The sequence below is a fragment of the Bifidobacterium sp. ESL0820 genome (genome assembly GCF_052606235.1).
Map to the genome: position 1 here is coordinate 691,997 of NZ_CP199594.1, position 13,698 is coordinate 705,694.

Annotated in this window: 14 protein-coding genes and 1 tRNA gene; 3 read left to right on the forward strand and 12 right to left on the reverse strand. The window is 63.0% G+C overall.

The annotated features are described in order from the left end of the window. Positions 1–151: 151 nt before the first annotated feature. Genes ACUIAH_RS02945 through ACUIAH_RS02955 form a run of 3 tightly spaced genes read left to right on the forward strand, consistent with a single transcriptional unit; the run spans position 152 to position 2,577 of the window. A complete protein-coding gene (locus ACUIAH_RS02945; protein WP_445341349.1) occupies positions 152–586 on the forward strand; it encodes a cytosine permease in 435 nt (144 codons plus the stop codon). After that, complete coding sequence (locus ACUIAH_RS02950; RefSeq protein ID WP_445341531.1) at positions 567–1,619, forward strand: purine-cytosine permease family protein; 1,053 nt, start codon at positions 567–569, stop codon at positions 1,617–1,619. The genes ACUIAH_RS02945 and ACUIAH_RS02950 overlap by 20 nt, the downstream gene beginning before the upstream one ends. Next, a complete protein-coding gene (locus ACUIAH_RS02955; RefSeq protein ID WP_045924215.1) occupies positions 1,612–2,577 on the forward strand; it encodes a PfkB family carbohydrate kinase in 966 nt (321 codons plus the stop codon). The genes ACUIAH_RS02950 and ACUIAH_RS02955 overlap by 8 nt, the downstream gene beginning before the upstream one ends. A 92-nt stretch (positions 2,578–2,669) precedes the next feature. Here the strand turns inward: ACUIAH_RS02955 and ACUIAH_RS02960 are convergent, their stop codons facing one another. The 12 genes from ACUIAH_RS02960 to glyA form a co-directional block, all read right to left on the reverse strand. After that, positions 2,670–3,755 carry a glycerol dehydrogenase gene (locus ACUIAH_RS02960; protein WP_445341350.1) on the reverse strand — a complete coding sequence of 362 codons (1,086 nt, stop codon included), beginning with the start codon at positions 3,753–3,755 and terminating at the stop codon, positions 2,670–2,672. Positions 3,756–3,883: 128 nt separating this feature from the next. Continuing rightward, complete coding sequence (locus ACUIAH_RS02965; RefSeq protein WP_445341351.1) at positions 3,884–4,810, reverse strand: hypothetical protein; 927 nt, start codon at positions 4,808–4,810, stop codon at positions 3,884–3,886. 74 nt (positions 4,811–4,884) lie between these two features. Next, positions 4,885–5,625: a histidine phosphatase family protein gene (locus tag ACUIAH_RS02970; RefSeq protein WP_445341352.1), complete on the reverse strand. Its 741-nt coding sequence runs from the start codon at positions 5,623–5,625 to the stop codon at positions 4,885–4,887. Then, complete coding sequence (gene rsfS / locus ACUIAH_RS02975) at positions 5,618–6,094, reverse strand: ribosome silencing factor (protein WP_445341353.1); 477 nt, start codon at positions 6,092–6,094, stop codon at positions 5,618–5,620. Before rsfS ends, ACUIAH_RS02970 begins: the two co-directional genes overlap by 8 nt. A 41-nt stretch (positions 6,095–6,135) precedes the next feature. Then, positions 6,136–7,470, reverse strand: a complete 1,335-nt coding sequence (gene glmU / locus ACUIAH_RS02980) for a bifunctional UDP-N-acetylglucosamine diphosphorylase/glucosamine-1-phosphate N-acetyltransferase GlmU (RefSeq protein ID WP_445341532.1) — start codon at positions 7,468–7,470, stop codon at positions 6,136–6,138. Between the two features lie 56 nt (positions 7,471–7,526). Beyond that, positions 7,527–8,324, reverse strand: a complete 798-nt coding sequence (locus ACUIAH_RS02985; RefSeq protein WP_015021717.1) for an HAD-IIA family hydrolase — start codon at positions 8,322–8,324, stop codon at positions 7,527–7,529. Positions 8,325–8,391: 67 nt separating this feature from the next. Then, positions 8,392–8,462: transfer RNA gene (locus tag ACUIAH_RS02990), tRNA-Gln, on the reverse strand. A gap of 82 nt (positions 8,463–8,544) precedes the next feature. Next, positions 8,545–9,561 carry a ribose-phosphate diphosphokinase gene (locus ACUIAH_RS02995; RefSeq protein WP_306222051.1) on the reverse strand — a complete coding sequence of 339 codons (1,017 nt, stop codon included), beginning with the start codon at positions 9,559–9,561 and terminating at the stop codon, positions 8,545–8,547. A gap of 103 nt (positions 9,562–9,664) precedes the next feature. Then, complete coding sequence (gene nadD / locus ACUIAH_RS03000; RefSeq protein ID WP_101432243.1) at positions 9,665–10,345, reverse strand: nicotinate-nucleotide adenylyltransferase; 681 nt, start codon at positions 10,343–10,345, stop codon at positions 9,665–9,667. A 5-nt stretch (positions 10,346–10,350) separates the two neighbouring features. Then, a complete protein-coding gene (locus ACUIAH_RS03005; protein WP_034525012.1) occupies positions 10,351–10,908 on the reverse strand; it encodes a hypothetical protein in 558 nt (185 codons plus the stop codon). Beyond that, entirely contained in the window at positions 10,905–12,218 is a 1,314-nt protein-coding gene (locus ACUIAH_RS03010) for a glutamate-5-semialdehyde dehydrogenase (RefSeq protein WP_445341533.1), read from the reverse strand. The genes ACUIAH_RS03005 and ACUIAH_RS03010 overlap by 4 nt, the downstream gene beginning before the upstream one ends. 119 nt (positions 12,219–12,337) lie before the next feature. Further along, positions 12,338–13,645, reverse strand: a complete 1,308-nt coding sequence (glyA, locus tag ACUIAH_RS03015) for a serine hydroxymethyltransferase (protein WP_024627946.1) — start codon at positions 13,643–13,645, stop codon at positions 12,338–12,340. Between the last annotated feature and the right edge of the window lie 53 nt (positions 13,646–13,698).

A 13,698-nucleotide genomic window follows, 5' to 3' on the forward strand; every position in this document is an offset into this window, starting at 1 on the left:
CGCAAAACGGATACGACAGAATCCTTCAGGAATACAAGAATGTAAAATCCAGTCAACCCCGAGATCATGGGGTCCACCCAGACCACACCACAGGCCTGACCAGACAATCCATCGCTGCATCCAGTACATCGTGAGTCAAAGGAGACAATCCATGTCAACTGCGCCAAAAGAGGGCACCATCCTCTCCAGAGTTGAGCAAAGGGGCATCGAACCCGTGCCCGAGGATCAGAGGAACGGGTCGCCCGGTCAGCTCTTCTGGGTCTGGTTCGCCGCCAACATCTCGATCTTGGGAATCCCTCTGGGAGCTACCCTGATTGCCCAGGGCCTCAACCTCTGGCAGGCCGTGCTCGCCACGACCATCGGAGCCTTCGGATCCTTCGCGCTGGTCGGCATCATTTCCATAGCCGGCAAAAGAGGCGGCGCCCCCACGCTGACCCTGTCCCGAGCCATTTTCGGCGTCAGAGGCAATGCGGGCCCCACACTGGTGGCTCTGCTATCCAGGCTGGGCTGGGAGACGGTGAACACGATGACTGGCGCTTTTTGCCCTGCTCTCCCTGATCGCCATCATCTTCGGCACCTCAGCTGATGCCAAGCGCTCCCCCTTCCTGACCTTCGTCTGTATTGCCGTCTTCGTAGCCTTGACCGTGGTGGTCTCGGCCGCAGGCCACGCCTTCATCCTCACTGTGCAGAAGTGGGCCACCTGGATATTCGGAGCCCTTACCCTCTTGGTAGCCATCTATCTGGCCACGACCGTCGACTGGTCCTCCTTCATCGGCAATGCCCCCGGATCAGCCAGCGCCTTCCTGATCGGTGTCGGCACCATAGCCGCGGGGACGGGCATCGGCTGGGTCAACTCCGGCGCAGACATGGCCCGCTACCAGAAGACCTCGGTAAAATCCGGCTCTCTGATCCTGACTGCAGCAGCCGGCGCCGGCATCCCCCTGGTCGTGGTTATCGGCCTGGGATCGGTCCTGACAGCAGGCAACTCCACCATTGCCTCCGCCGCTGATCCGGTCGCCGCGGTTCGAAGCGCCCTGCCCGCCTGGGTTTCGATCCCCTATCTGATTGCCGCCTTCGCTGGGTTGCTCATGTCAAACAACCTGTCCGTATATTCGGCCGGCCTGACCACCATCACCCTGGGCATCAGAATTCCCCGCGTCTATGCGGTCGTCGTCGATGTGGTGGTGACCACCTGCGGAGCCCTGTACTTCACGCTGGGCTCCGACGGGTTCAACGGCCCCTTCGTCACCTTCATCTCCCTCTTGGCAGTGCCGCTGAGCACCTGGGCAGGCATCTTCCTGTCAGATATGATCTTCTGCAAGCGCTACGATTCGGACGGCCTTCTGAATCTTCAAGCCGACTCCCCATACTGGTACTGGCACGGCATCAACCGCCCGGCCATCGTCAGCTGGCTGGTGGGGATAGTCGTCGGCTTCCTGTTCGTGACGGCCCAGGTCTCCAAGAACGAGGTCTGGTTCTCAGGACCGCTGGCCGGCAGCTTCCTGGGCAGGAACGGCCTGGCATGGCTGGTATCCCTCCTGCTGGGAGGAATCCTCTATGCCATTTTGCACCTCCTCTCCAAGGACTCCGTGGCGGTGAGGAGCAGCAGTAATGACTGAACCCAGCATCCTTCATCTCGGTCAGGTGGTGATTGACCTGAGCATGAACATCGACCACCTCCCGGAACGCGGAGGGGACATTTTCGCCAGGCGAACCGCCATAAAGGTCGGCGGCGGATACAACGTGATCCAGGCAGCCAGGCGGATGGGGGCACCCATAGCCTACATGGGGGCGATCGGCACAGGTCCGATGGCGGACATGGCCCGTGGAGCCCTTGCTGCCCTGCAGGTTCCCGCACAAGGGCCTGTGCTGGATAACTGTGACACCGGATACTCGGTAGCCATGATCGAACCCTCGGGTGAACGCACCTTTGTATCGGCGAGGGGCGCAGAGACCCGGGTACCGGAGGGCACCTACGAAAGCATGAATCTGGTTCCCGGTGATGTCATCTACCTGAGTGGGTATTCCTTCTGCCACAAGGACAACACCCGAAGCCTGCTCGGTTTTGCCGAGAAACACCAGGGCGAAGGATTTTCGGTGCTCTTCGACCTGGGACCCATGGTGGCCGATATTGCATTGGATGTACTTGATGCGGTCAACGGTCTGCATCCTATCTGGTCCCTCAACGAACGCGAGGGACCAATCCTGGCGAAACGTCTAGGGTGCCAACCCGAAACCGGCGACGTTACTGAGTTGGAATCCCTCTGCCGCTCGCTTTCGTTGAGACTGGACAGTCCGGTGGTTCTCAGAGCCGGCGCCCGCGGTGCCTGGTACTGCCAGCCCAAGGATGCAATGCAGAGCCAGTACATTCCCACCCCGCAGGTCCATGCCATAGACACCAACGGTGCAGGCGATGCACACTCGGGTGTCCTCTGCGCGGGCATCTTCCAAGGTCTGCCCATTGAGGAGGCCCTGGTGCTGGCCAACTGTGCAGGAGCACTTTCCACTACCCAGCGGGGTCCAGCCACATGCCCAAGTGAAGAAGCCATACGAAAGGCCGCCAGCTCCCTGCAATGATGACCGGAGCAAAACCGGAGGAAACAAAGGCGGCCGCCGACTTCATGCCGACGGCCGCTTGGCCTCTCAACGAGGGACCAGAGAATGACGTATCAGAGCTGCTTGCCCAGCTGATCGGCTGCACGCAGGGCGTGAGCCACATCGGTCGGGGTCACCTCGAAGGGCATGTTGCCCATGGTCTCGTCAGGACCGCAGGCGTGCTCGCCGACCTTGAGCAGATCCTCCTCACTGGCCTGGCCGATGCCGATCTGCTCCAAGGAGGTGGGCAGACCCACGCTGCGGAAGAAGTCGTAGACCAGGCGGGTCTCCTCCAGAGGACGGTCCTCAAGGACCAGCTGGGCCAGGGTGCCGAAGGCCACTTTCTCGCCGTGCAGCATGGAGTGAGTGCCCTCCAGGGCGGTCATCCCGTCATGGATGGCGTGGGCTGCAGCCAGTCCGGAGCTCTCGAAGCCCAGGCCGCTCAGCAGGGTGTTGGCCTCGATGATCTTCTCCAGGGCGGCTGTGCGCACGCCGGCCTTGGCGGCGGCCACCGCCTTGACCCCGTCCTCCAGCAGCGTGTCACGGCAGAGACGGGCCAGGGCGAAGGCGGCCATGGTGGCGTGGCCTCCGGTCATGGTCACCGCGTTCGACTGCACGCAGGCGGCTGCCTCATAGTAGGTGGCGAAGGCATCGCCCAGTCCTGATACCAGGAAGCGCACCGGTGCCTTGGCGATCACGTCGGTATCCATCAGGACCACATTGGGGTTGGCAGGCAGGGGCAGGTAACGGTCAAAGACGCCCTCGGGCGTGTAGAGCACGGACAGCCTTGAGCAGGGCGCATCCGAGGAGGCTGCCGTGGGCACAATCATGACCGGCAGGTGGGCGAAGTGGGCCACAGCCTTGGCGGTATCCAAGGTCTTGCCGCCGCCGATGCCGATCACCGCGTCGCTGTCGCCCAAATGGGCACGATGGCGGTCGATTTCCTCCATGGAGCACTCGCCGCCGAATTTCATCAGTTCGTAGGGGATCCCATCGTGCTCAAAGGAGGCGACAATGTCGTCGTGATAGAGCCCGTCGATGACCGGGTCGACGATCAGATGGGCGCCCTTGGTGCCCAGAGCCGCGTATTCTCCAGCCAGCTTTCCCATGGCGCCCTCCTGCTGAACATAGGAGCCGGGAGAGCACAGAACCTTGCGCATACATACACCTTTCTCATCGCTGATCCCGCCTTCGGGACCAGGTCCTTAGTGACGAGCCTCTTGGCCCGTCTGAAAGTGACCCTAGTCACATTACATGGTGAGATGGGTGTGCCGCGCCGTGCGACCGGTCAGTTATGAGGCAAGGAATTGGTCGTGCTCGTCGGCGACGACTGGGGTGTGGAAGCCGTACTTGAGGGGCTGGGCGTGGAGCCGGTCGCGTCGGCAGACGGCGAAGGCGAGCTCGTGGGGTTCCCTCCCTGCTGTTGACCTTGCCCGGATCCCTGTTCGTTGCCTTGGTGCTGATTCGTTCCCGAAGGCTGATTCTGGGGGGCACCCGGGGTCGCCTGGTCTTCAGGCTGCTCAGTACGCTGTGCAGGCTTGGAGGGAGTCTCTTCCTCCTGGCTGGGGGTTACCTGGCTGGTCGAAGGGCTGACCACGTTGCGGACCACCTTGTCGGTGCCTTCGCCTTTGGTCAGGGCATTGATGGCCAGGGCGGACAGCAGCACGGCCACCAGAGCGCTGACCACGGAGACGATGATGACGTTGCGGCGGCGCTGATCCAGTTTCTTTTTGCTGGTTGCCGCGATGGGGGCCGCATGGGCCCGAGGACCATTGTTGGACGAAATGGTTCTGCCGGTCTTGGCTGCCGACTTTTCGTCACCGACAGGAGGCATGACCTGCGTGGATCCATCAACCGGCGCCATGACCTGGGTGGACCCGTCGGCAGCACCGCTGGAATCGTCCGAAGCGCCTTTCCCCTGTGCCGGCAAGACCCTGGTCTGCCCATCAGCGGCTGAATCACTGTCCGTATCCGTCTTGGAATCGTCATCATCCTGGTCGGCACTGCCAACCACGGACTCCTGCAGCTTCTGGCCAGAGGCTTCCAAGACATTCTTGTAGATCTGCGAGGCCACAGCAGAGACGATGGAACCGATGGCTACGCCGATGATGGATCCCGCCACGCCGATCTTGGCGGCCAGCCAGAAGGAGGTCATGGCTGCAAGAGCGCCGGCGACGATCTGCGCCCAGGAAATGTCATGAAAGAACTGCTTCACTACGACCCCTTTTGATCCAACGGCTGGTTGCTGCGCTCTTATGGTAGCTGGTCGTCATGGCGATTCTGTGATGGTCAGTCGGTCTGAACCAGCCCTCGGGGATTGTCCCAGTCCCCCCGCATGGCGATGGCAGGACCGCGATTGTAGTCGATCATGGACCAGCGCAGACCGCCGTCTGGCAGGTCTCGTGGCATCAATCGCGCCCAGTGGGCATTGCGCATGGTGACCAGACCCAGGTATTCGGGATATTCACTGGCCATGCCCAGCAGAGCCTGGAGGGCCTGGGCTATGAAGGACCCATGGGAGAAGACCATGAGATCCGTATCCGGACCAGCCCGATGAATCCAACGATTCAGGGTTTCCAAGCCTCGTTTGCCTACCTGGGCCTTGGTCTCGGCACCGTGAAGCAGCTCTCCCCCGGCGCCTCGGGACCAGGATTCGTAGTCCTCGGGCCAGCGTTGGCGAACCTCTTCGGCGCTGGCCCCCTCCCACTCGCCAAAGCTGCGCTCGCGCAGCCCGGGATCAAGATGGACCGGCTGGCCCAAGGGATCGGCAAAGGCATGGGCGGTGGCGGCAGCCCGACCCAGGTCAGAGGAGACCACCAGCAGGCGGCGGTCTTGAGGAGCGCCATCCACGTACTCAGCCCGGAGCTCCTCGGCAGCCCTCTCCACCTGCCAGCGGCCAACGCTGTTGAGGGGAATGTCGATCTGGCCCTGCATCCGGTGCTTCGCATTATATGAGGTCTGCCCATGACGGACCACGGTCATGGAGCGCACATGCCGTCCGTCCTCGACGGCGGCAACCGAGTCAGTCATGGCTTTCCTGAGGGTCGGCGAAACGGCTGCGCAGATCATCCCCATTCAAATCGTCCGCCTTGGAGGCCAGTCGGCTATCCGGGTCATCATCTGCGAGGGTAAAGGGATGCTCCAGCTGCAGGTCCACCTGGGGGCAGTCCTTCCAAAGCCGTTCCAGGTCATAGTAAGCCCGGGCCTGCTTGTGCATGATGTGGATGACAAAATCACCGTAGTCCAGCAGAACCCACTGGGCCTCCTGGACGCCCTCCCGCGAGCGGGGATCCAGGTTCTTCTGCAGATGGAGCTGCTTCTCCACCTCCTCGGCGATGGCCAGGACCTGACGTTCGTTGCTGCCGGTGGCCACCATGAAGATGTCGGTGATGGCTATGGGCCGGGAGACGTCGAAGGCCACGATGTCCATGGCCTTGACATCGTTGGCAGCCCGAGCGGCCACCCGGACCGCGTCGATGGATTCCTGCAATGCTGGCACTTGTCACGCCTTTCCTTGTTGTGAAGCCGATGCTCCCAAGATTACCGCTCCCAGGCGGGCTTCCAGTCCGGAACCTGATGCTGGTCATTGGTGGAGTAGACCATGGCTCCGTCCTCGACCGGATGACGGATGACCGATCCGGCGCCGGTCGTGACCCCGTCGCCCACCTGGACGGGGGCCACGAAGAGGTTTCCTGCGCCCACGTGCACCTCCGACCCGATCTCGGTGCGGTTCTTGTGCACGCCGTCATAGTTGGCCGTGATGGACCCGCCGCCCACGTTGCTGTCGTGGCCTATGTGGGCATCACCCACGTAGGAAAGGTGGGGCACCTTGGTCCCGTGGTCGATGGTGGCCTTCTTCATCTCCACGAAGGCCCCGGCCTTGGTGTCCTCGGCAAGGACGTTGCCGGCCCTCAGATAGGTCCAAGGACCGATGTTGGCCCGGGCCCCGATCCTGGTCTCCTGCACGCGGGAACGCTCCACCCTGGCCTGCGGCTCGACGATGGCGTCAATCAGGGTGGTATAGGGACCGATGACTGCGTCCGAGGCAATCTCGGTATGACCCTGCAGGAAGCATCCGGGCAGGATGACGGCATCCTGCTGGATGACCACGTCGTCCTCGATCCAGGTGGTGGACGGGTCCAGGATGGTCACCCCCTGGCGCATGAACTCTTGGCAGACCCGCAGGTTATGGGCCTTGGCCAGATCAGCCAACTGGATCCTGTCGTTGACACCTTCGACCTTGAGCGGATCAGGAGCGGCGAAAGCCCCGACCCGACCCAAGCGACGGGCCGTCTCCAGGGCGTCGGTCAGATAGAACTCCCCCTGGGCGTTGCTGTCGTCCAGGCCACGGACCGCCTGTCGAAGCAGATCAGCCTCGAAGACGTAAACGGAGGTATTGACCTCCTTGACGGCCAGCTCGGTGCCGGTGGCATCCCGTTGTTCGACGATGCGCAGGACCCGTCCATCCTGGTCACGAATGATGCGGCCGTATCCGGTGGGGTCGTCCAGATTGACCGTCAGCACGGTGGCCCCGTCGCCGGAATTGACATGATAGTCAAGCAGGCTTTGCAGCGTATCCGCGTCCAGCAGGGGCATGTCCGAGGCCACGATCAGCACCTGGCCGTCGTGCTGGAGCTCGCCATCCAGCTGATCCACGGCGCACTGGACCGCGCGCCCCGTGCCCGGTCGGCTGTCCTGACGCACGATGCGCACCTGGGGATCGTAAGAGCGTGCAGCCTGCGCCACCAGGTCGGCCTGATGATGAACCACCACGGCCGTCAGTTCGGGATTCAGGGCGGTCACCGATGTCATGACCCTTTGCAGGAAGGTCTTGCCGGCCAAGGTGTGCAGAACCTTGGGATGAGCCGAATGCATGCGAGTGCCCTCGCCTGCGGCCAGGATGATGCCAGCGGTCAGCGTCTTGCCGCCGCTCAAAACTCCACCACCCCGCTCTCGGCGATGTCGATCAGATCCTGAATAGAGTCCACCACCTGGTCAGGGCGGTAGGGGAAGGTTTCCACCTCGGATCGTGTGGTGATGCCTGTCAGCACCAGGAAGGTGTTCAGACCGGCCTCGACTCCGGCCACCACGTCGGTGTCCATCCGGTCGCCGATCATGGCCGTGGTCTCGGAGTGGCCGCCCACCCTGTTCAGGGCCGTGCGGAACATGATGGGGTTGGGCTTGCCCACGAAGTAGGGCTCCCGGTTGGTGGCCTTGGTCACCAGGGCCGCCACCGCGCCGGCTGCCGGCAGGACGCCGTTCTCGCTGGGGCCGGTGGCGTCCGGGTTGGTGCAGATGAAGCGGGCGCCTCCCAGGATCAGGCGGATGGCTGTGGTGATGGACTCAAAGGAGTATGTCCGGGTCTCGCCCAGGATCACATAGTCCGGGTTGATGTCGGAAAGAATGAACCCGGCCTCGTGCAGGGCCGTGGTCAGCCCGGCCTCGCCGATCACATAGGCCGATCCCCGCGGCATGGTCCGGGACACGAAGTCGGCGGTGGCCAGGGCCGAGGTCCAGATCCGATCCTCGGGCACGTCGATGCCCGAACGGCCAAGGCGGGCCGAAAGGTCACGTGGGGTGTAGATGGGATTGTTGGTCAGCACCAGATACTGGCGGTTGTTGCGCTTAAGGGTGTCGATGAATTCGGCAGCTCCGGGCAGGGCCGTGTTCTCGTGCACCAGCACGCCGTCCATGTCGGTGAGCCAGGTTTCGATCTTCTTGACTGCCAAGACAGTTCCTTTCGGTTGGTCACCGACCCCAAGGAGGCCGTCTCCGACCGGAATCGGCGAGCGTAAGCTCCCCCACCTGGATTCGAACCAAGACTAAGGGTTCCAAAGACCCGTGTGCTGCCTTTACACCATGGGGGAAGGGCGGAACCCTTGAGGCCCCGCCAGGTTTATTATGCCACAGCCGGACGATTACGCCACGCCATGCCGGGCAGGCAGGGCTTTAGGCAAAGAGGAAGCCCTGGCCGTGATGAGCCGGATACGTGTCGAAGAGCCGGGCCACCGAGCCATCCTCAAAGACCGCCTTGATGGCCGAGGCCAGCAGGGGGGCGATGGACAGCACAGTCAATCCATCCCAACGCTTCTCCTGGGGGATGGGGACAGTGTCGGTGACAATGACCTCCTTGGCCTGGCAGGACTTGAGCCGTTCCACGGCAGGCCCGGACATGACGCCATGAGTGGCCACGATGGTGATGGAGTTGGCGCCGGCCTCCTCCAGGACGTTGCAGGCCTCGGTGATGGTGCCGCCGGTGTCGATCAGGTCGTCCACCAGCACACAGTCCAGGCCGCGCACGTCGCCCACCACCCGATGGGCCACAGCCTTGTTGGGCTGGGTGATGTCACGGGTCTTGTGGATGAAGGCCAGGGGCACGCCACCCAGGCGCTGGGCCCACTGCTCGGCCACCCGGATGCGGCCGGCATCTGGCGAGACCACAGCCACCTTGGACAGGTCCATACGGTCGCGCACATAGTCCACCAACACAGGCATGGCGATCAAATGGTCCACAGGCCCATCGAAGAAGCCCTGGGACTGGGCGGCGTGCAGGTCAACCGACATGATCCGGTCCGCGCCAGCCGTCTTGAGCAGGTCGAACATGAGCCGGCAGGAGATGGGCTCGCGGCCCAGATGCTTCTTGTCCTGACGGGAGTAGCCCAGGAGCGGGCAGACCGCGGTGATGGATCGCGCCGAGGCCCTCTTGAGGGCGTCGATCATGATCAGCTGTTCCATGATGGACTTGTTGACCGGGTCTGAGTGGGTCTGCAGGACGAAGACATCCGCACCGCGCACCGACTCCGTATAACGCACATACATCTCGCCGTTGGCAAAGTCGTATGCCGTCGTCTCCAGGACGTCGATGCCAAGTTGATCGGCCACGTCCGCCGCGAGTCTGGGATGGGTCCGGCCTGTGACAAGTATGAGATTTTTTCCTGGTCTGCCTTTGAGTATCGCGCTCACCATATCTCCAAACGTTGTTTTCGCTGAAGCGGACAGCCCCCATAATAATGGCGCGCGCTGACACAGCCGGGCTGTCCGTGTTGGCGAGTCCGACAGCATGCGAAGCTCAGGAAGCCGAGCGGTAGAGCCCGTGTTTGTTGATGTACTGCACCACCCCGTCCGGAACCAGGTACCAGACCGGCATGCCCCTGGCCGAACGACGGCGCACATCTGTGGACGAGATGGACAGGGCCGGAATCTCCAAGGTGTCCACCCGCTGGGCAGGCACCTGAAGGTCGTCCAGGCTGGAGGAGTAGCCGGGCCTGGAGACGGCGACGAACTTGGCCAGATCCCACATCCGGTTGGCATCCTTCCAACGCATGATCTCGGCCACAGCGTCCGCCCCGGTGATGAAGAAGAGGTCGCTGTCGGGACGCATCCGCTTGATGTCGCGCAGGGTGTCCACCGTGTAGGTGATGCCAGGACGCTCAATGTCCACCCGGGAGACGGTGAACTTGGGGTTGGAGGCCGTGGCGATCACGGTCATCAGATAGCGATCCTCAGCATTGGTCACCGTCTTGTTCAGCTTGAAGGCCGGACGGCCGGTGGGCACAAAAATGACCTCATCCAGGTCGTAGACCCAGGCCACCTCCGAGGCAGCCACCAAGTGGCCGTTGTGAATGGGGTCGAAGGTGCCGCCCATGATCCCCACCCGGGGTCGGCGGTTATGGTGAGAAGGCCTACAGGATCCGTCAATATCTGATGGCTCCTGCCCAGATTCCCCCTCCTTGGACAGTTCAGACATCATCCGGTTCACCCCTGCTCGCCCTCCCGTCTGGCTTCCGAGGCGTTCTCCTCGTTCTCCGACTTAGCCTCCTGGCGCATCTGCTCGGCGCTGGGGTTGACCCGGTCAGGATCGATCCGCTCCATGTCGGCATTCCACTCCTCCTGGACCACCCGGCGGATCTCGGAGTAGGTGGGCAGGGGGAAGCCCGGCTGGTAGGCCCGACGAACCTGAGCCACGCATCCGGTGACAGCTACCAATGAATCGGACAGGTCGGCGATGCGCCCCTCCTGCTCCTGTTTGCGGAAGACCGGCACCCGCTCCTCCATGACGGTGATGTTGTGCCTGACCTGATTGAGCTGGTCCTGGTCAAGGTCGTACACATCATCGGCATGTTCGTCAGGCCAGCCAATCAGGACCGCATCGGCGTACTCCAGGCAGGAACGCTGGTCTGCATCCGGGATGCCGTCCTCGATTTGCACCAGAAAGACGTACCGCAGCAGGCTCAGCCGCTCTGAAGCCACCCTCAGCCAGATGCGCGGATTGTCGTGCTCGCGCTGGAAGAGCTCTTCGATCTTCTCGTTCACGGCCGCACCTGTCCCCTGCCGTAGCCGATCCACTTGGTGGTGGTCAGCTCCTGCAGACCCATGGGTCCTCGGGCATGCAGCTTCTGGGTGGAGATGCCCAGCTCGGCGCCCATGCCGAACATGCCGCCGTCGGTGAATCTGGTCGAAGCATTGACCATGATCACGGCCGAATCCACCCGACGGGAGAACTCCTCCACGGCCTCGTAGTCCCGGGCCAGGATGGCCTCGGTGTGACCGGTGGAGTGACGGTTGATGTGATCGATGGCTTGATCCAGGGAGTCGACCACACGCACCCCCATCTTCAGATCCAGATACTCACGGTCCCAGTCGGCTTCCTCAGCGCGAACCAGCAGTTCTTCAGGCAGACCCTGCCCGGCGAGGATGTCCATGGAGACCGCATCCAGGTGCAGCTCAACCTGGGCCTGCGTCAGCGCTTGGGCCACGCGGGGCAGGAAGTCGGCGGCCACTTCCCTGTGCACGATCAGCTTTTCAGCGGCGTTGCAGACGCCCACCCGCTGGGTCTTGGCGTTGACGATGATGGGGATGGCCTGATCCATATCCACTGAGCGATCCACGTAAATATGGACATTGCCTGCCCCGGTCTCGATGGTGGGCACAGTGGCCTGCTCGATTACGCTGCGGATCAGCCCTCGGCCGCCCCTGGGCACCAGCAGATCGATATGACCGCGTGCCTTCATCAGAGCCTGGGCCCCCTCGCGACCGTATCGATCCACGGAAGCCACCAAAGCCGGATCCAGCCCCTGCTCACGAAGGACCCCGCCTATCAGCTCCACCAGGGCGCGATTGGTGCGCTGAGCCGCGTGACCTCCCCGCAGGAGGGCCGCATTGCCGGACTTGAGGCAGAGGGCCACCACATCGATGGTGACGTTGGGCCTGGCCTCGTAGATCATGGCCACCACGCCCAGGGGAACCCGCACCTGATTGAGCCGCATGCCGTTGGGCATGTCATGGCCGCGAACCACCTCGCCCAGGGGATCGGTCAGCCCCGCCACCATGCGCACGCCCCGGGCGGCGTCCGCGATACGAACCTTGTCCAAGCGCAGACGGTCTATCAGACCGGCGCTCATTCCTTCTTCAAAAGCCTGGGTGCAGTCCTGCTCATTGACTGCGGCAATCTGATCGGCCTGATCGATCAGTGCATCGGCCAGGGCCAGCAAGAGGGCATTCCTGGCCTGGCCGTTCATGCCTGCCAGGCCTGCCTGTGCAGCGGCCGCCGCATCGGCCATGGCACAGACACGATCGAACACATCCTGACGATCGGAGTTCTCGTCTTCACTCATGTTCGTCAGATCCTTTCGCCCTCACGGGTCTGCCAGACCCGTATTCTGTACCGATTGTAACCCTCAGCGAGGGCAATGACGACAGGAGGAGGGAGGGCATTGCCGCGCCTGCCTCCTCCAAGGGCCGATCAGTGGGTCTGGTCCAGCTCAGGATAGAGCGGGAAGGCCTCGACCAGGCGGTCCACCCGTGCCTTGAGGGCATCCAGATCCGCCTGGGGACCCTGGGCCAGCGCAGTGCCGATCACGTCAGCCACCTCCTCGTACTGGGCCGGGCCGAATCCGCGCGTGGCCAGGGCGGAGGTCCCGATGCGCAGTCCGGAGGCCACGGATGCCGGGCGGGGATCGAAGGGCACCGTATTGCGGTTGACGGTGATGCCGATCCTGGCCAGCAGATCCTCCCCCTGACGGCCGTCCATCTCGCTGTTGCGCAGATCCACCATGACCAGGTGGACATCAGTCCCTCCAGTGAGCACGGTGATGCCGTTGTCGGCCACATCCTTGGCCATCAGGCGCTCAGCCAGAATCTTGGCGCCCTCCAGGGTGCGCTCCATCCGCTCCTTGAATTCAGGCGTGCCGGCCAGCTTGAAGGCCACAGCCTTGGCGGCGATCACATGCATGAGCGGGCCGCCCTGGTTGCCGGGGAAGACCGAGGAGTTGAGCTTCTTGGCATACTCCTGACGGGCCAGGATGAACCCGGACCTGGGTCCGCCCAGGGTCTTGTGGGCCGTGGAGGAGACCACATCGGCATAGGGCACCGGGCTGGGGTGCAGGCCGGCTGCCACCATACCCGCGAAGTGGGCCATATCCACCCAGAACTTGGCCCCCACCTCGTCGGCGATCTCCTTCATGGCTGCGAAGTCCTCGATGCGCGGATAGGCGCTCCACCCGCCGATGATCAGGGCCGGATGGGTCTCCAGGGCCCGCTGGCGGATGATCTCGGGCTCGATGCGGAAGGTGTCCGGATCGACTCCGTAGGATTCGGCATGGTAAAAACGTCCGGAGAAGTTGATTTTCATGCCGTGCGTCAGATGGCCGCCATGATCCAGGGCCAGACCCAGCACGGTGTCGCCGGGCTTGATCAGTGCCTGATAGACGGCGGCGTTGGCCTGGGCGCCCGAATGCGGTTGGACGTTGGCATATTCGGCGCCGAACAGGGCCTTGGCGCGGTCCCGGGCCAGGTTCTCGACCTGGTCCACCCACTCGCATCCGCCATAGTAGCGTTTGCCGGGATAGCCCTCGGCATACTTGTTGGTCAGCACGGATCCCTGGGCCTGCAAGACAGCCTTGGGCACGAAGTTCTCAGAGGCGATCATCTCCAGACCGCCGCGCTGGCGCTCCAACTCTCCATCCAGCAGTGCTGCGATCTCCGGATCCACCTGCGAGATCGAAGAGTTCAGGACATCGTAGGATTGCTGTACCGGGTTCTCTTCGACCATGGGTCGCTCCTTTGTCTGTAACGTACAGCCTCGAATACAGGGGCTGGTGGGCA